At 71.6% G+C, this 21,513-nt stretch carries 22 protein-coding genes; 14 read left to right on the forward strand and 8 right to left on the reverse strand.

The window, feature by feature from the left end; all coding sequences use genetic code 11:
• The 4 genes from VQ03_RS06205 to VQ03_RS06220 form a co-directional block, all read right to left on the reverse strand.
• Positions 1-331 (reverse strand): DUF2000 family protein (locus VQ03_RS06205; RefSeq protein ID WP_208605478.1); only part of this gene is annotated, 331 nt, incomplete at its 3' end.
• 29 nt (positions 332-360) lie between these two features.
• Complete coding sequence (locus VQ03_RS06210) at positions 361-1,224, reverse strand: AraC family transcriptional regulator (protein ID WP_048450007.1); 864 nt, start codon at positions 1,222-1,224, stop codon at positions 361-363.
• Positions 1,221-1,877, reverse strand: a complete 657-nt coding sequence (locus VQ03_RS06215) for a YoaK family protein (RefSeq protein ID WP_048450008.1) — start codon at positions 1,875-1,877, stop codon at positions 1,221-1,223. Before VQ03_RS06215 ends, VQ03_RS06210 begins: the two co-directional genes overlap by 4 nt.
• Before the next feature lie 30 nt (positions 1,878-1,907).
• Positions 1,908-4,649: a bifunctional acetate--CoA ligase family protein/GNAT family N-acetyltransferase gene (locus tag VQ03_RS06220; RefSeq protein WP_048450009.1), complete on the reverse strand. Its 2,742-nt coding sequence runs from the start codon at positions 4,647-4,649 to the stop codon at positions 1,908-1,910.
• Positions 4,650-4,996: 347 nt separating this feature from the next.
• On the opposite strand from VQ03_RS06220, the gene VQ03_RS06225 reads away from it, so the two are divergent.
• On the forward strand, positions 4,997-5,323 hold the full coding sequence (locus VQ03_RS06225; protein ID WP_048450010.1) for a hypothetical protein: 327 nt from the start codon (positions 4,997-4,999) through the stop codon (positions 5,321-5,323).
• Positions 5,324-5,474: 151 nt separating this feature from the next.
• Positions 5,475-6,365 (forward strand): peptidylprolyl isomerase, encoded by an 891-nt coding sequence (locus VQ03_RS06230; RefSeq protein WP_048450011.1) that lies wholly within the window; start codon positions 5,475-5,477, stop codon positions 6,363-6,365.
• 108 nt (positions 6,366-6,473) lie between these two features.
• Here the strand turns inward: VQ03_RS06230 and VQ03_RS06235 are convergent, their stop codons facing one another.
• Complete coding sequence (locus VQ03_RS06235; RefSeq protein ID WP_048450012.1) at positions 6,474-8,408, reverse strand: bifunctional sugar phosphate isomerase/epimerase/4-hydroxyphenylpyruvate dioxygenase family protein; 1,935 nt, start codon at positions 8,406-8,408, stop codon at positions 6,474-6,476.
• Positions 8,409-8,621: 213 nt separating this feature from the next.
• Between VQ03_RS06235 and VQ03_RS06240 the strand changes: the two genes are divergently transcribed.
• The 5 genes from VQ03_RS06240 (at position 8,622) to VQ03_RS34490 (ending at position 12,786) form a co-directional block, all read left to right on the forward strand.
• Positions 8,622-9,485, forward strand: coding sequence for a shikimate dehydrogenase (locus VQ03_RS06240; protein WP_048450013.1), 864 nt, complete (start codon positions 8,622-8,624; stop codon positions 9,483-9,485).
• Between the two features lie 74 nt (positions 9,486-9,559).
• Complete coding sequence (locus tag VQ03_RS06245) at positions 9,560-10,897, forward strand: MFS transporter (RefSeq protein ID WP_048450014.1); 1,338 nt, start codon at positions 9,560-9,562, stop codon at positions 10,895-10,897.
• A gap of 205 nt (positions 10,898-11,102) precedes the next feature.
• Positions 11,103-11,990: an MBL fold metallo-hydrolase gene (locus tag VQ03_RS06250; RefSeq protein WP_048450015.1), complete on the forward strand. Its 888-nt coding sequence runs from the start codon at positions 11,103-11,105 to the stop codon at positions 11,988-11,990.
• A 168-nt stretch (positions 11,991-12,158) separates the two neighbouring features.
• The gene (locus VQ03_RS06255; RefSeq protein WP_048450016.1) at positions 12,159-12,380 is read left to right on the forward strand and encodes a hypothetical protein; all 222 of its coding nucleotides are present in this window, start codon (positions 12,159-12,161) and stop codon (positions 12,378-12,380) included.
• A gap of 97 nt (positions 12,381-12,477) precedes the next feature.
• Positions 12,478-12,786, forward strand: a complete 309-nt coding sequence (locus VQ03_RS34490) for a hypothetical protein (protein ID WP_245291984.1) — start codon at positions 12,478-12,480, stop codon at positions 12,784-12,786.
• A 57-nt stretch (positions 12,787-12,843) separates the two neighbouring features.
• Here the strand turns inward: VQ03_RS34490 and VQ03_RS06265 are convergent, their stop codons facing one another.
• Together VQ03_RS06265 and VQ03_RS06270 are read right to left on the reverse strand one after the other, a co-directional pair.
• Positions 12,844-13,599, reverse strand: coding sequence for a glycerophosphodiester phosphodiesterase family protein (locus tag VQ03_RS06265; protein ID WP_048450017.1), 756 nt, complete (start codon positions 13,597-13,599; stop codon positions 12,844-12,846).
• Positions 13,600-13,818: 219 nt separating this feature from the next.
• Positions 13,819-14,292 carry a RidA family protein gene (locus tag VQ03_RS06270; RefSeq protein ID WP_048450018.1) on the reverse strand — a complete coding sequence of 158 codons (474 nt, stop codon included), beginning with the start codon at positions 14,290-14,292 and terminating at the stop codon, positions 13,819-13,821.
• Positions 14,293-14,569: 277 nt separating this feature from the next.
• Here VQ03_RS06270 and VQ03_RS06275 point away from each other — a divergent pair, with 277 nt between their 5' ends.
• The 5 genes from VQ03_RS06275 to VQ03_RS06295 all read left to right on the forward strand — a co-directional run bounded on the left by VQ03_RS06275 (position 14,570) and on the right by VQ03_RS06295 (position 19,341).
• Positions 14,570-15,763 (forward strand): aspartate aminotransferase family protein, encoded by a 1,194-nt coding sequence (locus VQ03_RS06275; protein WP_048450019.1) that lies wholly within the window; start codon positions 14,570-14,572, stop codon positions 15,761-15,763.
• A complete protein-coding gene (argF, locus tag VQ03_RS06280) occupies positions 15,763-16,710 on the forward strand; it encodes an ornithine carbamoyltransferase (protein ID WP_048450020.1) in 948 nt (315 codons plus the stop codon). Before VQ03_RS06275 ends, argF begins: the two co-directional genes overlap by 1 nt.
• 247 nt (positions 16,711-16,957) lie before the next feature.
• Positions 16,958-17,971, forward strand: a complete 1,014-nt coding sequence (locus VQ03_RS06285) for an Hsp33 family molecular chaperone (RefSeq protein WP_048450021.1) — start codon at positions 16,958-16,960, stop codon at positions 17,969-17,971.
• A 151-nt stretch (positions 17,972-18,122) separates the two neighbouring features.
• Entirely contained in the window at positions 18,123-18,665 is a 543-nt protein-coding gene (locus tag VQ03_RS06290; protein ID WP_048450022.1) for a PRC-barrel domain-containing protein, read from the forward strand.
• A gap of 64 nt (positions 18,666-18,729) precedes the next feature.
• Positions 18,730-19,341 (forward strand): LysE family translocator, encoded by a 612-nt coding sequence (locus VQ03_RS06295; protein WP_048450023.1) that lies wholly within the window; start codon positions 18,730-18,732, stop codon positions 19,339-19,341.
• 207 nt (positions 19,342-19,548) lie between these two features.
• Here VQ03_RS06295 and VQ03_RS06300 read toward each other — a convergent pair whose 3' ends face one another.
• Positions 19,549-20,883, reverse strand: a complete 1,335-nt coding sequence (locus tag VQ03_RS06300) for an MFS transporter (RefSeq protein ID WP_083467814.1) — start codon at positions 20,881-20,883, stop codon at positions 19,549-19,551.
• A 65-nt stretch (positions 20,884-20,948) separates the two neighbouring features.
• On the opposite strand from VQ03_RS06300, the gene VQ03_RS06305 reads away from it, so the two are divergent.
• Positions 20,949-21,230 carry a DUF5397 family protein gene (locus VQ03_RS06305; RefSeq protein ID WP_245291985.1) on the forward strand — a complete coding sequence of 94 codons (282 nt, stop codon included), beginning with the start codon at positions 20,949-20,951 and terminating at the stop codon, positions 21,228-21,230.
• Positions 21,230-21,508: a virulence factor gene (locus VQ03_RS06310; RefSeq protein ID WP_048450025.1), complete on the forward strand. Its 279-nt coding sequence runs from the start codon at positions 21,230-21,232 to the stop codon at positions 21,506-21,508. The genes VQ03_RS06305 and VQ03_RS06310 overlap by 1 nt, the downstream gene beginning before the upstream one ends.
• Positions 21,509-21,513 lie beyond the last annotated feature (5 nt).

Below are 21,513 nucleotides of genomic sequence, written 5' to 3' on the forward strand. Positions count from 1 at the left end.
GCGCGTCGGCGGGCTCGGCCCGGAAGACCTCGCGGTTGGCGGCGTCGTGCCCGGTCTCGAACATCGCCCGGACATAGGCGCTGCGGGTGAGGTCGCGCTGGATCGCCTGTTGCCAGGCGCGCTGCAGCACCTCGGTCGAGGCGGCGAAGATCAGCATCGGCTGGCCGAGGAGGCGGGCGTGGCGACGGCCCGCCGCATCGAGATAGGGCTCGCCCATGGCCTCGGGCACGGCGCCGGCGATGCCGGTGGCCAGGAACGCGGTGACGTTCAGCTTCTGCCACACGGCCAGGTCCTCGCGGACCAGGATGGCCACCTTGGTGTCGAACATCAGTCTCTCCCTGCGGGTGCTGGACCGCAGGGCTAGTCGAGGTCGCTGGCGGCGTCTGGAACGTTCGTGCGCCCGCTCCGGTAGACGGCGGGCGTGAGGCCGTAGGCGCGGCGGAACCAGCGGCCGAGATGGCTCTGGTCGGAGAAGCCGGCGGCGTGCGCCGCCTCGGCCGGCGCCGTCCCGGCGCGCAGCAGCGCTCTCGCCCGGGCAAGGCGGATCTCGATCAGGCAGGCATGCGGCGAGGTGCCGAAGCGCCGCCGGAAGGCGCGGGCGAGCTGGAACCGGTCCGCCGCACCGGCGGCCTGGGCGAGGGCGTCGAGGCCGAAGGCCGTCTCGGCATGGGCCCGGATGAAGGCCATCGCCCGCTCGGCCACCACCGGGTCGCCGTCGGGCGCGGGCTTGGGCGAGGCGGCGCCGAGATGGCGGCGCAGATGCCCGGCCAGGTCGTCCAGGGCCGCATCCGTCGCGAGGGGCGAGGCGGCGCCGAACACGGCGCGGCAGGCTCGGCCGATCGCCCTGCCGAGGTGGCCGTCGTCGGCGAGCGTGCGGCGGAAGCCGACCGCGGCGTCGCGTCCGCCCATCTCGCGCCGCAGCCAGTCCTGCGGCAGGTAGAGCATGCTGTAGCGGAAGCCCGGCTCCCGCACGGCCTGCCCGTCATGGCGCTCGCCGGGCTCGATCAGGATCACCCGCCCGGGGACGCTCTGCCGGCGCGCGCCGCGGCAGTAGAAATCCTGGATGCCCTCATGGGTCACCCCGACCAGCCACTCGTCGTGGTGGTGCATGTCGTAGGCGTGGCCCAGGAACCGCGCCGTCACCGCCTCGATGCCGCTGGCGGAATCGCGCCGGAGATGGACGAAGTCGCCGGGCGGCGGAGACGGGAGCGGTCCGTCGGTCACGCCGCCTCCACCCGCACCGCCCGCCCCACCGCGAGCGCCAGCACCAGCCCGACGCCCACCGCCGGCGCCACCAGTGACTCCAATCCGTAGCCCCGATAGGCCAGTCCCCCCGCCACCGCCCCGCCGACGAGCGCCAGCCAGGTGCAGGCATCCGGCACCCAGCCGAGGGCCGGGCCCAGCCGCGTCGCGGCCTGGGCCAGGGTGTGGCTGAGGCTGAACAGGGTGCCGGTCACGAAGGTGACACCGGGGCGAAAGCCCGCGCTCCGGCGGAGCGCCGCGTTCTGCGCCCCCATGGCGGCGGCGAGCAGCGGCGCCACCGGGCTCTGCGCCGGGCTTAAGGCCAGCGAGAGCGCGACCACCAGGAGCGCGGCCTCGACGGCGAGCACCGCAGCCGGCCCCCAGCGCCCGGGCACCTGCAGCGAGACCAGGCTGCCGCAGAACCCCCCGGCCAGGAAGGACACGAACAGGAGGCCGATCTCCCAGGCGACCGGGTGGCCCGCTTGCGACAGCGAGACCGCGAACTGGGTCGAGTTGCCGCTCATGAACGAGGTGTAGAGCCCGTCGAGCCGCAGGAAGCCGACGGCGTCGACGTAGCCCGCGGCGGCGGTGAGCAGCAGGCCGCCGGCGATGTCGAGGGGATGGGTGTCGCGCATGTCGAAGCAGAATCTTGCGAGAACGGAGTCTCAAGGTCGGGGCGCGGCACTCTCCTCCGTCAGGGCGCGCCGCACCAGCATCAGGTCGGGGTCGGACGGGTCCGTCCTTACCGTAAAGCCGAGCTTGCGGCACATCGCCAGCATGGTGGTGTTCTCGCGCAGAACCTGGCCCTCGACATGGCGCAGGCCCTCCGCCCTGGCCCAGTCGAGCATCAGCCCCATCAGCGACCAGCCGAGGCCGAGGCCCTTGAGGTCGGAGCGGACCAGGATCGCGTATTCGCCGGTCTCGTGGTTGGCGTCGGCGTGGAGGCGCACCGCCCCCATCATCGTGCCCCCCGCCTCCTCGATCGCCACGAAGGCGATGGCGCGGGCATAGTCGAGCTGGGTCAGGCGGGCCAGGAAGGCGTGGCTGAAGTCGCGCACCGGCGCGAAGAAGCGCAGGCGCAGGTCCTCGGCGCTGACCCTGCGGAAGAAGGCCTCGAACAGCCCCTCGTCCTCCGCCCGCACCGGCCGCACCAGGATGCCTTGGCCGTCGAGGGTGATGCGGCGCTCCCAGGCGCCCGGATAGGGCCGCACGGCGAAGCGGGCATGGCTCGGGCCGGTGCCGGCGTCGCGCCGGCGCTCCGGCGGCAGCGGCGCCACGGCGGCGCGCGCGTCGAGCGCGATGACCCCGTCGCGGTCGGCCAGAAGCGGGTTGATGTCGAGCTCGCGCAGTTCCGGCAGGTCGGCGGCGAGCTGGCCGAGCTTGACCAGCACCAGGGCGACCGCCGCCTCGTCGGCCGCCGCCACGTCGCGATAGGCCTTGAGCCGGCGCGCCACCCGGGTCCGCCCGATCAGGTCGGCGGCCAGCCGCCGGTCGAGGGGCGGGAGGGCCAGCGCCCGGTCGTCGATCACCTCGACGGCGGTGCCGCCGCGGCCGAACACCACGACGGGACCGAAGACCGGATCGTCGACGAGGCCGGCGATCAGCTCCCGGGCTTGCGTCCGGCGCAGCATCGCCTGGACGACGAAGCCGGTGATCCGGGCGCCGGGCCGCTCCTGGGCCACGCGGGCCAACATCTCGCCGGCGGCCTCCCGCACCGCCGCCTCGCTGGTGAGGCCCAGCCGCACGCCGCCGACATCGGATTTGTGCACCACGTCGGGCGAGGCGAGCTTGAGCGCCACCGTGCCGCCCGCGGCGATGATCGGCCAGGCCGCCTCCGCGGCGGCATCGGCGTCGGGCGCCAGGGCCACCGGCTGGGCCGGGATGCCGTAGGCGGCGAGCAGATCCGCCATCTCCCGCGGGTCGAGCCAGGTGCGCCCCTCCGCCAGCACGCCGTCGACGATGCGCCGCGCGGCGCCGGCATCCGGCACCAGGTCGGCGGGAAGCATCGCCGGGGTGGTGGTGAGGTCGTCCTGGGCCTCGCGATAGCGCACCAGATGCGTGAAGCCCTCGACCGCGTCGGCATCGGTGGCGAAGCGCGGGATGCCGGCCTGGCTCAGGATCTCCCCGGCCGTCTCGTCGCCGACGGTGACGGCGAAGACCGGCCGGGCGCGAAAGCTTCCCTTGCGACCGCGTTTCACCGCCTCGACGATCGCGGTCGCGACCGCGCTGCCGCCGGACAGGGCGGTGGGGACGTTGATCACCAGCACGGCGTCGTTGTCGCGGTCGGCGATCAGGGCTTCCAGAGCCGCGGCGTAGCGCGGCCCGTCGGCATCGGCCCCGATATCGACCGGGTTGCGCCAGGCGGCCGGGTCGGTCCCCGGCACCACCACCGCGAGGCGCGTCCGCGTTTCGTCCGACAGGCCCGCCAGGGTGCCGCCGAGATCGATCAGCCGATCGACCGCGATGGCGCCGACGCCGCGGCCATTGGCCAGGATCGCCAGGCGCCGTCCCGGGAACGGGCGCTGGCGCCCCAGGGTCTCGACCGCCGAGAACATCTCGTCGAGGTCCTGCACCCGCAGGAGGCCCGCCCGCCGGAAGGCGGCGTCGTAGACGGCATCGGTGCGGGCCAGGATTCCCGTATGGGTCGCGGCTCTGCCGTCGACCGCCCGGGCGGTGTCGTGCCGGCCGGAGCGCAGGACCACCACGGGTTTCGCCCGGGCGGCGGCCCGCGCCGCCGACATGAATTTCGGCGCGTCGGCCACGCTGTCGATCGAGAGCAGGATCGCCCGGGTGCGGATGTCGGCGGCGAAGTGGTCGAGGCAGTCGGCGATGTCGACGTCGATCGCGTTGCCGAGAGAGACGATGCCCGAGAAGCCGGTGCCGCGTCCCTGCGCCCAGGCGACGATCCCCGCCGCCACCGTGCGCGACTGCGAGATCAGCGCCAGGTCGCCGGGGAGCGGCGCCCGGGCGAGCAGGCTGGCATTGAGGGCCGCGTGCGGCACCGCGAGCCCCATGCTGTCGGGCCCGACGAGGCGCAGCGAATGGCGCCGCGCCGCCGCCCGCGCCGCGTCGGCGAGCGAGTCCGGACCGCTGCCGAGGCCGGTGGTGATGATCACCGCCGCGCCGCAACCCCGGCGTCCCGCCGCCGCCACCACCTCCGGCACGGTCTCGGGCGGCGTGGCGATCACCACGAGGTCGGCCGGTTCGGGCAGGTCGGCGAGGTCGGCGAAGGCCTGCACGCCGTCGACGCTGTCGTGGCGCGGGTTCACCGGCCAGAGCAGGCCGGCAAAGCCCGCCTCGCGCAGGTTGCGCAGGATCGCGGCGCCGAACGCGTTCGGCCGCGCGGTCGCGCCCACCAGAGCCACGGAGCGTGGGGCGAGGAGCCTGTCGAAGCGGTAGGTGCTCATGGCGGGGTGCTCATGGCGGGCGTCCGGGTTCCGGGTCGGCGATGGCGGGCGGCGCGGATGGGCCAAGCGAATCTGCCGAGCGAATCCGCCAGGCGGACCAGGTCGGGTCGAGAGGGCAGGTAGGGCAGGGCGGCCCCGAGGCCACGATGTGCCGGCAGCGAGACGGAAGGCGCGCCCGTCGCCCGACGATGCGCAAGAATGCAGGCGCGCCGGTGCGACTGCGCTATGGTGCAATGCAATATGTTTCTATTGCGTCGCACAATAGTGAATGCTTTATTGATGTCTCCCGGCAGATCCCGGCTTTCCGGACGCGCTCCCCGCGCCGGACAGAACACCCAGGACCACCGATGCGACTCCTCTCTCTCACCGCCCTCGGCCTCGTTCTCGCCACGGCCGCCAGCGCCTCCGAGCTGAACCCGCGCCAGTCCCACAGCCTCGATCTCGGCCCGGTGCGCGGCTCGGCCTATTATACCGTCGAGAAGGACGGCCTGCGCGTCGTCGCCACCCTGGCGCCGACGGATGCGGCGGCGGCCACCCCGCTGCGCGTGATCACGACGCTCGCCTCCGACCAGGTGGTCAGCTTCTCGGTTCCCGGCACCCAGGACGGAGCCTCCGCCTCGGTGGCCTTCGCCCGCCGCGGCAACCGGGTCGAGGTCGCCTCGACCGGCTACTGAGCCGCCCCGCAGCCCCGCGGATCACGGATTCGCGGGGTGCCGCCCGAGCCTCCTTCTGCGGCGTGCGCGCCGCTTGTCTTGTCGGCCGATCTTTGCCACCTGTCCGCCGGTCTTAAGACCGACCTCGCGCACGGGCCCCAAGGATCACGCCATGCCGACCTTCTCCCCCCTCTGGCGCAACGGCGCGCTCGCCCTCGGGCTCCTTCTGCCGGGCGCCGCGCTCGCTCAGGCGCCGGCACCCGCCGCTCCGGCTCCTGCCCAGTCCCCCGACACCGTCGTCGCGAAGGTGAACGGCGCCCCGATCACCGCCGGCGACCTCGCGGTGGCGGCCGACGATCCGGCCCTGTCGCTGCCCGGCGTCGACGAGGCGCAGAAGAAGGGCCTCCTCGTCGACTACATGGTCGACCTGAAGATCGGCGCCCAGGCGGCCGAGAAGGCCAAGATCGGCGACAACCCGGACTTCGCCCGCAAGCTCGCTTATTTTCGCGACAAGCTCCTCCTCGACGAGTACCTGGAGCGCGAGGCCAAGAAGGCGGTGACGCCGCAGGCCGAGCGGGCGCTCTACGACGAGACCGTCAAGGCGATGAAGCCCGAGGAGGAGGTGCATGCCCGCCATATCCTCGTCGACAACGAGGCCGAGGCCAAGAAGATCGCCGCGCGCCTGAAGGGCGGCGAGGACTTCGCCAAGGTCGCGGCCGAGACCTCGAAGGATCCCGGCTCCAAGGCCGAGGGCGGCGATCTCGGCTGGTTCACCAAGGAGCGGATGGTCGCGCCCTTCGCCGACGCGGCGTTCAAGCTCGAGGCCGGCAAGATCTCCGATCCCATCAAGACCCAGTTCGGCTGGCACGTCATCAAGGTCGAGGAGAAGCGCACCAAGCCGGTGCCGAGCTTCGACGAGATGAAGGAGCAGGTCGAGGCCTACCTCACCCGCAAGACGCAGCAGGACATCATCACCAAGCTGCGCGAGGGCGCCAAGGTCGAGAAGACCGCGGCGGCGCCGGCCGCCCCGGCGACGCCGAAGGCGGACGAGAAGAAGAACTGAGCGCGTAAATCCGCTCTGCCGAACCCGGAAATCCAGTCGGTCGCGGGATCCCCTCTCCCGTTTGGGAGAGGGGAATCGCGCTAGGTCGTCAAAGGCCGAGACTGGTTTTCACCGCAGCACCTGCGACAGGTTCGGCCCCCGCAACGTCGCCAGGGCCGCCATCCGCACCGGGGCGTTCGGCGCGCCGTACAGGTCGTAGCCGCCCTTCCGCTGCACGATCTCGAAGTAGAACCGCTCCTCGAACGGCGTCGTGTAGAATTGCAGGAACTCGCCCTCGCCGACCCGGTCGTAGAGGATGCTCAAGGACTGCATCCGGGCGATCAGGGCGTCGTCGAGGCCGAAGCGGGCCGCCACGTCGTCGTAGTAGTTGGCCGGGATCGGCAGCAGGGTCGCGCCGGCCGCCTTCAGGCGTTCCGCCGCCGCGAAGATGTCGTCGGTGGACAGCGCGATGTGGTGGACGCCGGCGCCGGCGAAGCTCGTCACCAGGCGGGCGGTGGCGGTGTTGCGGCTCTCCGAGATGTTGAGCGGCATCCGCATGGTGCGCTCGGCATTCGACATCGCCTTGCTGCGCACGAGCCCATAGGGGTCGGGCAAGACCACCACGTCCTCGGGTTCCAGGCCGAGCACCGCGCGGTAGAACAAGACCCAGGAATCGAGCTGGCCCTCGGGCAGGGCCTGCGCCACGTGGTCGACCCGGGTCAGCAGGCCCTCGGGCTCCGCGTCCCCGTCCATCACGAAGTCGCGCTCGAAATCGCCACCGGTCTGCGGATCGGTGAGGATGATGAGGCTGCCGTCGGGCGCGCGGATCGACGGGAAGGCGTTCTCGTCCGGCCCGATCCGGCCGCCGAAGCGGGTGGCGCCGTAGGATTCCGCCCGGCCGAGGGCCGCCAGCGCGTCGTCGGTGGCGATGGCCTGGGCGCAGACCGAGGGGCCGTGCATCAGGAAGTAGGAGGAGGCGAAGGAATCCGGCTCGCGGTTGAGCACGATGCGGATCTCGCCCTGGCCGTAGAGCGTCACCGCCTTGCTGCGGTGCCGGCCGAGCCGGGTGAAGCCGAGCTGGTCCAGCAGCCGCGCCAGGGCGCCCTCGCAGCGCTCGTCCACCGCGACCTCGATGAAGCGGTGGCCGGCGATGGCCGGCGGCAGCGGCGGATCGAACAGCTCGACCCGGCGGCGAGGCCGCTTGGCGGGGGAGGGTGCCGCTTGAGAGAAGGCTTGAGCTGCCGCCTCCTCGGTGCGGCGCACCCGCTCCTCGAGGAAGAGCAGCGAGCGGTGGCCGTCGGCGGCGGTCTGGCGCGGGGGAGCCGCCCGCATCTCGTCGTTGAAGATCTCGAGCGAGATCGTGCCCGTATAGCCGCAGGCGAGCACCGCCTGGAGGAAGCCCGGCACGTCGAGATCGCCCTGGCCCGGCAGGCAGCGGAAGTGGCGGCTCAAGGTCAGCGGGTTCATGCCGATGCGCGGTGCGTCGGCGAGCTGGACGAAGAACACCCGCTGGCCCGGCAGGTTGGCGATGCCCGACCAGTCGTCGGGGAGCGCCAGCGTGTGGAAACTGTCGAGGATCAGGCCGAGATGCGGGTGGTTCGCCCGCTCGACGATGCCCCAGGCCCGGTCGAAGGTGCGCACCTTGGTGCCCCAGGACAGGGCCTCGAAGCCGATCTTGAGGCCGCGCTTCGCCGCCCGCTCGGCGAGCTGATAGAGCTGGTCGGCCATCCGGGCGTCGTCGTCGGACACGTCCGTGCCGACATTGGAGCAGACCAGGATCAAGGGCGCACCCAGTTCCTCCATCAGGTCGAACTTGCGCTCGGCCCGGTCGAGGTTGCGCTTCAGCTGCTCGTCCGACACGCCCTCGAAATCGCGGAAGGGCTGGAACAGGTCGATCGAGAGGCCGAGATCCGAGGCGTAGCGGCGCACGTCGCGGGCGGCGCCGGTGTGGAACAAGAGGTCGTTCTCGAAGATCTCGACTCCGTCGAACCGCGCCGCCGCGATCGCCTCCAGCTTCTCGATCAGCGTGCCGCTTAAGCTCACCGTGGCGATCGCCTTCCTCATTGCGCTCTCCCGTCCGCTTGTCCGCCGGCTCTCATCGCAAACGGGACCCGCCCCGTCGAGCCCATCCCGCCGGGTCGCCTCGTTCGCGCCGCGCCGGCGAGATCATGCCCCCGCTCATCGGGGTTGACATGAACGTACCGGTTAGTACATTTGGATTCAAGCGCGTCGCAATCGCGCCATCCGAGGAACGTTCGAGAGAGAGAGGCCCGCATCATGGCCGCTGCCCCCCAATCCGTCCTGGCCGGCCTGATCGGCAACGGCATCCAGGCCTCCCGCACCCCGGCGATGCACGAGCACGAGGGCGACGCGCAGGGCCTGCGCCTGCTCTACCAGAAGATCGACCTCGAACGCCTGGGCTTGAGCGCCGACGCGCTGCCGGACCTGCTGACCGCCGCCGAGCGGATGGGATTCTCCGGCCTCAACATCACCCATCCGTGCAAGCAGGCGGTGCTCGCCCATCTCGACGAGCTGTCGCCCGACGCGGCCGCCCTCGGCGCGGTCAACACCGTCGTGCTGCGCGACGGCAAGCGCGTCGGCCACAACACCGACTGGTGGGGCTTCGCCGAGGCCTTCCGGCGCGGCCTGCCGGACGTGGCCCTGACCCGAGTGGTGCAGCTCGGTGCCGGCGGGGCCGGCGCGGCGGTGGCCCACGCGCTCCTCACCCTCGGCGTCGAGGACCTCGTCCTCTCCGACATCGATCCGGCCCGGGCGGCCTCGGTGGCGGCCTCCCTGTGCGAGCGCTTCGGCGCCGGCCGGGCGCGGGCCTGCACCGACCTCGCGGCGGAGGTGGCCGCGGCCGACGGCCTCGTGCATTGCACGCCGACCGGCATGGACAAGTATCCGGGCCTGCCGCTTCCGGCGGAATACCTGCACCCGGCGCTGTTCGTCGCCGAGATCGTCTACTTCCCGCTTGAGACCGCGCTCCTGCGCGAGGCGCGGCGGATCGGTTGCCGCACCCTCGACGGCGGCGGCATGGCGGTGTTCCAGGCGGTCGAGGCGTTCCGGCTCATCACCGGCGTGACCCCGGATCCGGAGCGGATGCTCCGCCACTTCGCCGAGCTCGGGCGAACCGCCTGAAGCCTCTCCAACCCGAACAATGCGGCCCGAGCCAACGGGCCCGTCTCCTTCTTTCCCCCCACAGGAAACGCCCGATGACATCCTCCGTCCTTCCGGCGGCCGCGGCCGCGGCCATCCAGCCCGAGGCCGTGAAGACTCCGAAGAAGGCCGCACTCGCGAGCTGGATCGGCAGCGCGGTCGAGTATTACGACTTCTTCATCTACGGCACCGCTGCGGCGCTGATCTTCCCGAAGCTGTTCTTCGCGCCGAACAACCCGCAGGCGGCGGCGATCGCCTCGTTCGCGACCTTCGGCGTCGCCTACATCACCCGGCCGCTCGGCGCGGTGGCGCTGGGCCATATCGGCGACCGTTTCGGCCGCAAGAAGGTGCTCACCTTCACGCTGCTGCTGATGGGCCTCTCGACCTTCATGATCGGCTGCCTGCCGACCTACGAGCAGCTCGGCATCCTGTCGCCGATCCTCCTCGTCATCGCCCGCCTGCTGCAAGGCATCTCGGCCGCCGGCGAGCAGGCCGGCGCCAACTCGATGACCCTCGAACACGCGCCCGCCAACCAGCGCGGCTTCTTCACCAGCTTCACCTTGAGCGGCACGCAGGCCGGGCTGATCCTCGCGACGCTGGTCTTCCTGCCGATCACCCAGATGCCCGAGGCGCAGATGCTGTCCTGGGGCTGGCGCATCCCGTTCTTCCTCAGCGCCGTCGTCGTCGCGGTCGGCTTCTGGGTCCGTCGCACGCTGCCGGAGACCCCGGTCTTCGAGAAGGAGCAGGAGGAGCAGACCCACGAGACGGCGGGCCTGCCGGTCGCGATCCTGTTCCGCACCCAGTGGGCCGACGTGCTGCGGGTGATCTTCGCCGCCCTCGTCTCGGTGGTGAGCACGATCTTCAGCGTCTTCACCCTGTCCTACGCGGTCAACACGATGCAGATCGACCGCTCGACCATGCTGACCGTGCTGATCCTCGCCAACATCGTGGCGCTCGGCGCGATTCCGGCCTTCGCGGCCTTGTCCGACCGCATCGGCCGCCGCCCGGTCTTCATCTTCGGCGCGCTCGGCTCCGCGGCGCTGATCTGGCCCTACATGTGGGCGATCAGCCAGGGCAACATCCCGCTGATCTTCACCTTCGGCATCCTGCTCTCGGGCGTGGTCTACAGCGCCGCCAACGGGGTGTGGCCGTCGCTCTACGGTGAGATGTTCGACACCAAGGTCCGCCTGTCGGGCATGGCGATCGGCACCCAGATCGGCTTCGCGCTGGGCGGCTTCGCCCCGGTGATCAGCGCCGCGCTCCTCGGCACCGGCCCGACCGGCTGGGTCCCGGTCGCGGTCTTCGTCACCGCCACGGCGGCGATCGCCGCGATCTCGATCGTCACCGCCCGGGAGACCTACCGGACGCCGATGGAGATGCTGGGCAAACGCTGACGCGCCCTGCCGCCGACCAGAAAGGACCCGCCGCCCCGGGGACGGGGCGGCGGGTCCTTTCGCGTGCGGGCCGGCGCATGCGCAAGAACCCGCGGATAAGAACCCGCGGATAAGAACCCGCGGCCAAGAGCCTGCGGCCAGGAGCCTGCGGAACTGATACTCCTTGGGAGCATTGAGCCGGGCATTCCCGTCGCGAGGTGCCGGCATGACCCAGCAGATCCCGATCGGCTCCGAGAGCGTCGCCGACGAGCCCGCCGGCCCGGACGGCACCCACGCCCTGCGCCCGGACCTCGCCTACCAGCGCCATGCCATCGTCAACGTCGCGTATGTGGGCGCGCCGGGATGCGGCGACCGCGGCTGGGTGCTCGTCGATGCCGGGATCATGGGATCCCGGGGCGCCATCGAAGCCGCTGCCGCCGCCCGGTTCGGAGCCGGCGCCCGTCCGGCCGCGATCGTGCTCACCCACGGCCATTTCGATCATGTCGGGGTGCTGGAATCCCTGGCGGAGGCCTGGGACGTCCCGGTCTGGGCCCATTCCCTGGAGCGCCCCTATCTCGACGGCAGCGCCGCCTATCCGCCGCCGGATCCGAGCGTCGGCGGCGGTCTCCTCGCCCGGCTCTCGCCGCTCTTCCCGACGAGCCCGGTCGATGTCGGCGCCCGCCTGCGCCTCCTGCCGGAGGATGGCAGCGTGCCGCCCCTGCCGGGCTGGCGCTGGATCCACACGCCGGGCCATTCCCCCGGCCACGTCTCGCTGTGGCGCGCCGCCGACCGGACGCTCGTCGCCGGCGACGCCTTCGTCACCACGGCGCAGGAATCGGTCTACGCCGTCGCCGTCCAGGCGCCCGAGATGCACGGGCCGCCGCGCTACCTGACCACGGATTGGGAGAGCGCCGGGCGCTCGGTCGAGGCCCTCGCCCAGCTGGAGCCCGAATTGGCCCTGACCGGCCACGGCCGGCCCCTGCGCGGCCCGGGCCTGCGCCAGGCCCTGCACGACCTCGCCCGCGACTTTTCCGCGGTGGCGGTCCCGGAGAAGGGGCGCTACGTCGAGGCGCCTTTGCGTCCCGGCGACCCGGAGGCGACCCGCACGCCCTGAGATGCGGCGTCCCCGCTATCCACACCACGCCGCGCGCGTGCAACGACACGCGCGGGCCCAGCTTGACCGGACCGGCCCCGCCGTGGCTTGTTCACGATATGTTCTAACGCGAGTCGGCCTTGGCCGGCGGCGTGCAGCGGTGAGCCAGGAGCGATGGGTCCAGGGGCCATGAATCACGAGCCGGCGGAGCGACGGGACGGGAGGACGCCCGGCGTCGAGACGATCGCGGTCGCCTATCTCGCTGCCGCCGACGGCGATGCCGGAATCGCCCTGCGCCGGGCGATCACCGACGCGCTCGCCGATCTCGGCGAGGCCGAGCGTCGGACCCGCCAGCGCGACCGGCTGATCTCGCGCGGATACGTACGGGCGGGGCCGATCGGGGAGGGGTGAGGGCCGCGCAACCCCCACCCTGCGCGCCACGTGCGCCGCGGCACATTGAAGGCGCTTCCACAGGATTATCCAGAGAGCCACGAACAGGACGCACGCCATGTCCGAGATCGCCATGTCCCCGATCGCCATGTCCGAGATCGCCATGTCCGAGATCGCCACGCCCGACGATGCCCGGTCCGCTCGCGCCGAGCTGATCCGCTACGACATCCGTCGCGACCGCGCCGGCTGGACGGTCTACGACGTGCGCTCCGGCGCGATCGCGGTGATCGACGAGGTGCTGCAGGTCGGCCTCGACATGGACGAGGCCGATGCCGTGGCGGATGCTCTCAGCACCGACCTGCCCCCCGCCTCGCTCGCAGGCGCCTTCCATCGGTTCGCCTGGTTCCAGGCCCCTGCCAGGCCTTAAGCAAGCCCCTGCCAGGTTCAGCGAGTCCACACCCCCGAGGGCAGATCGGGCAGGTTCTCAGGCCCGGAAACCCTCGAACACCATCTGGTCGGCGTGCGCGCGGGCCAGCCGCACCTGCGCCTCGTTCCGCACGGTCCAGGTCATCACCGGCATGCGGCCGAGGAGGCGGCAGAGATGGGTGGCGGCGTTCGGCAGGTCGTCGACGCGCCAGGACAGGAAGTCCGGCCGGCTCTCGGACAGGTGCAGCAGGTTCGCCAGGCCGTGCCGCGCCGCCTCGGTGAGGGACGCGTAGGCCGGATCGTCGTGGCGGCTCTCGGCCACGATGCCGCGCGGGATGCCGGGGGCGAGGTCGGCGAGCGCGGCGACGATGGCGGGATCGAAGGACTTCAGCGCCACCGGGCCGCCATAGGCCGCGACGACCTCGGCGGTGCGGCGGGCGAGGGCGAGGTCGCCGTCGTGCCGGGTCTTCACCTCGATGACGAGCGGCGTGCGGCCGACGATCGTCGCCAGGAAATCCGGCAGGGTGGGGACGCGCTCGGCGCTGCCGAGCACGGTGAGCTGGCCGAGATCGGCGGCGTCGCGCTCGCGCACGAGGCCGTCCGCCCCGGTGAGCCGGCCGAGGCCGGCATCGTGGAAGACCATCGCCTCGCCGTCCCGGCTGAGCTGGACGTCGCACTCGATGGCGTAGCCGCCCTCGATCGCGGCCTCCGCCGCCGCGACCGTGTTCTCGGGAATGCCCGCGTTTCGGTCGTGCAGGCCGCGATGGGCGATCGGGCGGGCGGTCAGCCAGCCGGGGGCGAGGCGGTCGGACATCGGTCGGAGCCTGTCTGAAGGGTCTTTATCTGTTCACCCACGCGCAGCCTCATCCCGAAGTGCTGCGAAGCAGCCTCGAAGGCGGTCTCCAGAAGTCTCCGTGATCTCTGGAAGCCCCCGTCGAGGCCGGCCGACCGTCGATCATGCGCGATCTCCGATCGCCGGCACCTCAGATGAGGTCGCGGATGGAAGGGATCGAGAAGCCGGTCGCGTCGGCTCTCAGCGGACCTCGAACATGCCCTCGACCTCGACGACGGCGTCGAGGGGCAGTTCGGCGACGCCGATCGTAGAGCGGGCGTGGCGGCCGCGCTCGCCCAGCACCTGCACCATCAGGTCGGAGGCGCCGTTCATCACGCCCGCCACCGCCGAGAAGCCCGGCGCCGTGTTGATGAAGCCGCCGAGCCGCAGGCAGGACACCACCGCATCGTCGAGGTTGCCGGCCGCCGCGCGCAGCTGCGCCAGGACGTTGAGGGCGCAGTGCCGCGCCGCGTCCGCCGCGGCCTCCGGCGAGACCGCGCCGCCGACCTTGCCCTTGTGGGCCGGGTCGATCTGGCCGTTCGCCCCGAAAGGCAGCTGGCCCGAGATCACCACCAGGTTGCCGCTGCGCTGGAAGGCGACGTAGTTCGCCACCGGTGCCGCGGCCGGCGGCAGGGTGAGGCCGAGCTCCTTCAGGCGGTCGAGGGTCGCGCTCATCTGTCTGGTCTCCCACCAGGCCCGCCCGGGGGCATTCCCCGCGGGACGGCGCCGGTCCGTCGGCCCGCGGCGCCCCGCCGCGGCGCGGCCGAGCCCGGCCGCCCTCGGGTCTCTGCCCCGAAGGGAGGCCGGCCGCAACCCCGTCCCGGCCGCCGGAATCACCTTCCGGCGTTGACAGGACGGCCTCGTTCCATAGTATCCGCGCGCGTGCCGCCCTTCGAGGCGGCGCTTTGTTTTTCGGTCGACCGACTCACTCGACCGCGACGGAGACGAGATCGTGACCTCCTCGCTGCTGCCGACCTACGCCCGGGCCAAGGTATCCTTCGAGCGCGGTGAGGGCGCCTGGCTCGTTGCCCGAGACGGCTCGCGATACCTCGACTTCGGCGCCGGCATCGCGGTCAACTCGGTCGGCCACGGCCACCCGCACCTGATCGCGGCGCTGACCGAGCAGGCCCAGAAGGTCTGGCACGTCTCGAACCTGTTCGAGGTGCCGGAGGCCGAGCGGCTGGCGGCCCGGCTCACCGAGGCGAGCTTCGCCGACGTGGTGTTCTTCGCCAATTCCGGCGCGGAGGCCAACGAGGCCGCCATCAAGATGGCGCGCAAGTACCACGCCGCGGGCGGCCATCCGGAGCGCTACCGGATCGTCACCTTCGAGGGCGCGTTCCACGGCCGGACGCTCGCCACCATCGCGGCGGGCGGGCAGCAGAAATACATCGACGGCTTCGGCCCGAAGGTCGACGGCTTCGACCAGGTGCCGTTCGGCGACCTCGAGGCCCTTAAAAGCGCCATCACGCCCGAGACCGCCGCCCTGATGATCGAGCCGATCCAGGGCGAGGGCGGCCTGCGCGTCGTCTCGCACGAGTGGCTGCGCACCCTGCGGGCCCTGTGCGACGAGCACGGCCTGATGCTGATCATGGACGAGGTCCAGACCGGCATCGGCCGCACCGGCAAGCTCTTCGCCCACGAATGGTCGGGCGTGACGCCGGACATCATGTCCTCGGCCAAGGGCATCGGCGGCGGCTTCCCGATGGGCGCCTGCCTCGCCACGCGCGAGGCGGCCCGCGGCATGACGGTCGGTACCCACGGCACCACCTTCGGCGGCAACCCGCTCGCCATGGCGGTGGGCAACGCGGTGCTCGACATCATCCTGGCGCCGGGCTTCCTCGACCACGTGCGCCAGACCGGCCTGCTCCTGAAGCAGCGCCTCGCCGCCCTCAAGGACCGCCACCCCGACGTGGTCGACGAGCTGCGCGGCGAGGGCCTGATGATGGGCCTGCGCCTCGTCGTCACCAACACCGATTTCGCCGCCGCCGCCCGGGACGAGCACCTCCTGGTGATCCCGGCCGGCGACAACGTCGTGCGCCTGCTGCCGCCGCTGACCATCGGCGAGGCCGAGGTGAACGCGGCACTGGACAAGCTGGAGGCGGCCTGCGCCGCCATGGAAACGAGGGGCCGGAGGGCCGCCGAGTGATGAATGCGCCCGTGAAGATCGCGCCGGCCCCCCGGCATTTCCTCGACCTGACCGACTTTTCCAGCGCCGAGCTGCGCACGGTCCTCGACGCCTGCGCCGACCTGAAGCGCCGCCGGCGCAAGGGCGAGCCGCCGGCCGAGCGGCCGCTCGCCGGCAAGTTCCTGGCGATGGTGTTCGACAAGCCCTCCACCCGCACCCGCGTCTCCTTCGACGTGGCGATGCGGGAGCTGGGCGGCGAGACCCTGATGCTCACCGGCCGGGAGATGCAGCTCGGCCGCGGCGAGACCGTCGCCGACACCGCCCGGGTCCTGTCGCGCTACGTCGACGCGATCATGATCCGCATCCTCGACCACGGCATGATGCTGGAACTGGCCGAGTACGCCACCGTGCCGGTGATCAACGGCCTGACGAAGGACTCGCACCCGTGCCAGATCATGGCCGACGTGCTGACCTTCGAGGAGCATCGCGGCCCGATCAAGGGCCGCACCGTCGCCTGGTCGGGGGACGCCAACAACGTGCTGGCCTCCTGGGCCCACGCCGCGGCGCGCTTCGGCTTCCGCCTCAACGTCGCCTGCCCGTCCGAGCTGCCGGTCCCGGAGAGCCTGATCGCCCGGGCCAAGGCCGAGGGCGTGGAGCTGAACATCACCACCGACCCGTTCGAGGCGGTGGCGGGGGCCGACGCGGTCGTGACCGATTGCTGGGTCTCGATGGGCGACGAGGACGAGGCGCACCGCCACAACCTCCTGATGCCCTACCAGGTCAACGGCCGGCTGATGGCGGCGGCGGCCAAGGACGCGGTGTTCATGCACTGCCTCCCGGCCCATCGCGGCGAGGAGGTCACCGCCGAGGTCATCGACGGGCCGCAATCGGTGGTGTTCGACGAGGCCGAGAACCGGCTGCACGCCCAGAAAGGCATCCTGGCCTGGTGCCTCGGCGCCGTCTCCTGACGCGATCGCCTCGTCGACGGGATCGTCCACCCCGCCCGGGCGGCAGCCCTTCGACATCGCTGCCCGGGCCACCATATACGGGGTACGCCGGTCTCTCGCCGCGGCGTCTCCCGCTCCTCGCTCCGCCTGCCCGCTCTCCCCGAGGGCACGCGCCGCGGCTCGTGCGGAAGGCGCCTCGCCGGGAGACCTTCTTCATCCTGCGCGAGAGCCGGTTCCCCGTGTCACGGCGGCCGGCGCCGGTGAGAGCATGTCCGAGACTTCTGCCACCCAGCCCTCCGATGGCCGCGACGACGCGATCCTGCCCTTCGCGGTCGAGCCCCTCGACGTGCGCGGGCGCATCGTGCGCCTCGGCCCCTCCATCGACACCATCCTGCGCCGGCACGGTTATCCCGACACGGTGGCGCGCCTCCTCGGCGAGGCCGCGGCGCTCACGGTGCTGCTCGGCTCCTCGCTCAAGTTCGAGGGCCGGTTCCAGCTCCAGACCAAGTCCGACGGACCGGTCGACATGGTGGTGGTGGATTTCGAGGCGCCCGACCGGGTGCGCGCCACCGCCCGCTTCGATGCCGGTCGCGTCGCCGAGGCCGGTCCCCGCGCCGGCACCGCCCGGCTGCTCGGCCACGGCCACCTCGCCATGACCATCGACCAGGGGTCGGCCCAGAGCCGCTACCAGGGTGTCGTGCCGCTCGAGGGCCAGGGCTTCGAGGAGGCGGCGCACCAGTATTTCCGCCAGTCGGAGCAGATCCCGACCCGGGTGCGCCTCGCCGTCGCCGAGCAGGTCGAGGGGGCAGGGCAGGCCGGCGGCAATTCCTGGCGCGCCGGCGGGCTGCTGATGCAGTTCCTGCCGCACTCGCCCGACCGCGCCCGCCTCGCCGACCTGCCGCCCGGCGACCTGCCGGAGGGGCACGCGCTCCTCGACGACAGCCGGCAGCAGGAGGACGATGCCTGGGTCGAGGCCAAGTCCCTGGTGGGGACGGTCGAGGACCACGAGCTCGTCGATCCGACGGTGTCGAGCGAGCGCCTGCTCTACCGCCTCTTCCACGAGCGCGGGGTGCGGGTGTTCGAGGCGCAAGGGGTGCACGAGGCCTGCCGCTGCTCGCGCGAGCGGGTGATGGGCATGGTCCGCAACTTCTCGGCCGAGGAGCGCCGCGACATCGTCGGCGAGGACGGCCGCATCGGCGTCACCTGCGAGTTCTGCTCGCGGCACTACGACCTCGACCCGGCCGAGGTGGAAGCCGAGATCGTCCGCGGCCCGGACGCCTGAGAGACGGGCCCGGCCGAAATCGGGCCTGACTGAAGCCGGGCCTGACGTCGGGCCTCACCTAGGGGAAAGCGAGCGCGCGAGGGAACCTTTCGCACCGCAACCGACTCTCCCTGCGCCCGAGCGTGTCGGGCGCACGAAGCCGGAGCCCTCGATGTCCCGCCCCCTCCTCGCCGCCGCGTTCCTTCTCGTCGCTGGCACCAGCGCCGGCCTGGCGCAGGATGCAGGCGGCCCCAAGCCGGTGCCCGGCACGCCCGCGACCCTCAGCGACAACCTGCGGCCGACCTTCGTCGCCCAGGAGCCGAGCGACCTCGTCGCCACGAAGCTGATCGGCCAGAGCATCCAGAACGGCGCCAACGAGACCATCGGCTCGATCGCCGACATCGTGCTCGGGCCGGATCTGGCGGTGAAGTCCTACGTCGTCGGCGTCGGCGGCTTCCTCGGGCTCGGCACCAAGTACGTGTCCGTCGCGCGCGAGGCGCTGCAGGTCACCCGCGTCGACGACAAGACCCTGAAGGCGGTGATCAACACCGACAAGGACCAGCTCCGCGCCGCGCCGGAATACGTCTATCTCGGCCAACAGGCCGACAAGGCCAAGACCGAGGCCCAGAAGACCGAGGCCCAGAAGACCGACGCCCAGAAGACTGACGTCCCGGCCGCCACCGGCACCACCACGACCCAGCCGGCGCAGCAGTAACCGTGTCTGGCGGTGGGGCGGCGGGCGTGGCACGCTGCCGTCCGGTTCATCGCCGGACGCCCTCATGCCCCTCGACCTCTATCTCGGCTTCGTCGCCGCGACGTTCGTCCTGATCCTGATCCCGGGCCCGAACGTCGCCCTCATCGTCGCCAACAGCGTGGCCCATGGCAGCCGCTACGGCCTCGTGACCGTGGCGGGCGTCAGCGTGGCGCTCGCCGTTCAGCTGGCGCTGACGGTGGCCGGTCTCTCGGCGGTCCTGAGCATCATGGCGACGTGGTTCGAGGTGCTGCGCTGGCTCGGCGTCGCCTACCTCGCCTGGCTGGCCTACCGCGCCTGGCGCGCCCCCGCGATCGACCTCACGCAGACCGCACCGGAGCCCCGCGCCGCCCGGGCGATCGCCTTGCGCGGTTTCCTGGTCGCGCTGACCAACCCGAAGACGCTCCTGTTCTTCGGGGCCTTCCTGCCGCAATTCGTGAGCCGGGAGGCGGAGCCCCCGGGGCAACTCGTCTTGCTCGCCGTGACGTTCCTGGTGCTGGCGGTCGTCTTCGATGCCGTCTGGGCGTTGGCGGCGGGACGCGCGCGGGTCGTGCTGGCGCGGGGACAGTGGCGCAACCGGTTGACCGGTGGGCTGCTGCTCGGGGCCGGCCTGGGGCTGGCGCTGGCCCGGCGGCCGTGAGGCCGACCTGACAGATCCATCGGATCGCGGAAAGAAAGCGCGTTCCTCGCCCGTGCAAGGTTCTTCTCCCGTGCAAGGTTCTTCTCCCGTGCAAGCGTGTGGCCATACCGGCACCCGGGGCGGTTCGAGCCTGCCGCCCCTTCCTGTCCCGGACAGCCTTGCGAATGACGGGGGACCGCGCGAGCTCACGCCCGCGCGGCGGTTGCGTCAGGCCGCGGGGTCGCGCGGCACCCGCACGGCCAGGCACAGGACGGCGGCGATCACCGGCCCGGCGGCGAGCGCCAGGAGGGCGGGGGTGAAGCTCTGGGTCGCGTCGCGGATCCAGCCCACCAGGTAAGGCCCTCCGAATCCGGCGATCTGGGCGAGCCCGTTGATCATCGCGAGGCCGCCGGCGGCGGCGGCCCCGGCGAGGAACTGGGTCGGCAGGGCCCAGAACACGCCGAGCAGGGCCCAGACCCCGAAGGCGGCGGCGCAGAGGAGCAGCAGGCTGAGGAGCGGCGTCGGCGCCACCGCGCTCGCGGCCAGGAACAGCCCGCCGATCAGCGCCGACAGGGCGGTGTGGTACTTGCGCTCGCCGGTGCGGTCGGAGGAACGCGCCACCACCACGAGGCCGATCGCCGCGAAGACGAACGGGATCGCGGTGACGAAGCCGGTCTGCAGGTCGGTGAGGCCGCCGATGCTGCGCACGATCTGCGGCAGCCACAGGACCACGCCGTACACCGCCACCGCGTTGAACATGTAGACGAGGGTGAGCAGCCACACCCGGTAATCCCGGAAGATCGCCCGGAATTCGTGCGAGCCGACGCTCTCGACCTGCCGGTTCTCCTCGGCCAGCGTCCGGATCAGCCAGGCGCGCTCCTGCGCATCGAGCCAGCGCCCGTCCTCGGGCCGGTCGACGAGGTAGAAGTACGTCACGACGCCGAGGACCACCGCAGGCGCCGCCTCGAGGATGAACAGCCACTGCCAGGCGGCGAGGCCGAGCCAAGTCGGGTTGGCGGACAGGATCCAGCCGGAGAGCGGGGCACCGATCACGCTGGAGAGCACCGTCGCGGTCATGAAGCCGGCGGTCGCCTTGGCGCGGTCGCGGGCCGGGTACCAGTAGGTGAGATAGAGCAGGATCCCGGGCACGAAGCCGGCCTCGGCGAGGCCGAGCAGGAAGCGCATGGCGTAGAAGCTCCACTCCCCCTGCACGAAGGCCATGCCGCCGGAGACGAGGCCCCAGCTCACCATGATCCGGGCGATCCAGCGCCGGGGCCCGACCCGGTGCATGATCATGTTGCTCGGCACCTCGAAGGCGATGTAGCCGAGGAAGAAGATGCCGGCGCCGAGCCCGTAGGCGGTGGCCGACAGCCCCAGATCCTTGTTCATGTGAAGCGCCGCGAAGCCGACGTTCACCCGGTCGAGATAGTTGATGATGAACAGGACGAAGCAATAGAGCACGATGCGCGGCCGGAGCTTCGCCAGCACCTGGCGGCGCAGGGCCTCGTCCCCGCCCGGCGGGGCGGCGGCGCCCGCGACGGTGGTCATGGATGCGGTGGTCATGGGGTCCTCCCGATGGATCGCCGGCCGGCGCGCGATGGGGCGGGCTGGGGGGCGATGCGGACAGCGTGGTTGTTCCGAGTTCGGCCGGGCACGACGTGGCATCGCGTGCCTCGATCGGCTACGATGGCGGCATGGAAGGCCGCCTCGGATCTTCGCCCCTGCCACAGCCGCAGAACCTGATTGGGACGTGGCGGCGCTTCGGCGTGACCGGCCCGGTCTATGAGATCGTCGATGTCGGTCAGATGCTGAGCGACGATGATTGCTTGATGCGAGTGCGGCTCGTCGAGACGGGCGAAGAGCTTGATTATCGTTTCACAGATATTCTCGATGATCCCAGGGAGCATTGATGTTCGCCATCGCGTTCGATCTCGTGGTGGCCGAAACCCAACAGCATCACCGACGAGGCGTCGCCCAGGCCTATGCAGACATTCGGTCGACTCTGGCCGGACACGGCATCGACTGGGTTCAGGGCAGCCCCTACGTCAGCAAGACCGAAGACCTCGCCAAGTTGTTTGCGGCGATCACCGCACTCAAGGCTTTGGCGTGGTTTCCTCGATGCGTCAGAGATATACGAGCATTTCGGGTCGAGCAGTGGTCTGATTTCACGTCTACCGTGAAAGCGTAGAATTT

Origin of the sequence: Methylobacterium tarhaniae (assembly GCF_001043955.1) — a bacterium.
Lineage (GTDB): Bacteria > Pseudomonadota > Alphaproteobacteria > Rhizobiales > Beijerinckiaceae > Methylobacterium > Methylobacterium tarhaniae.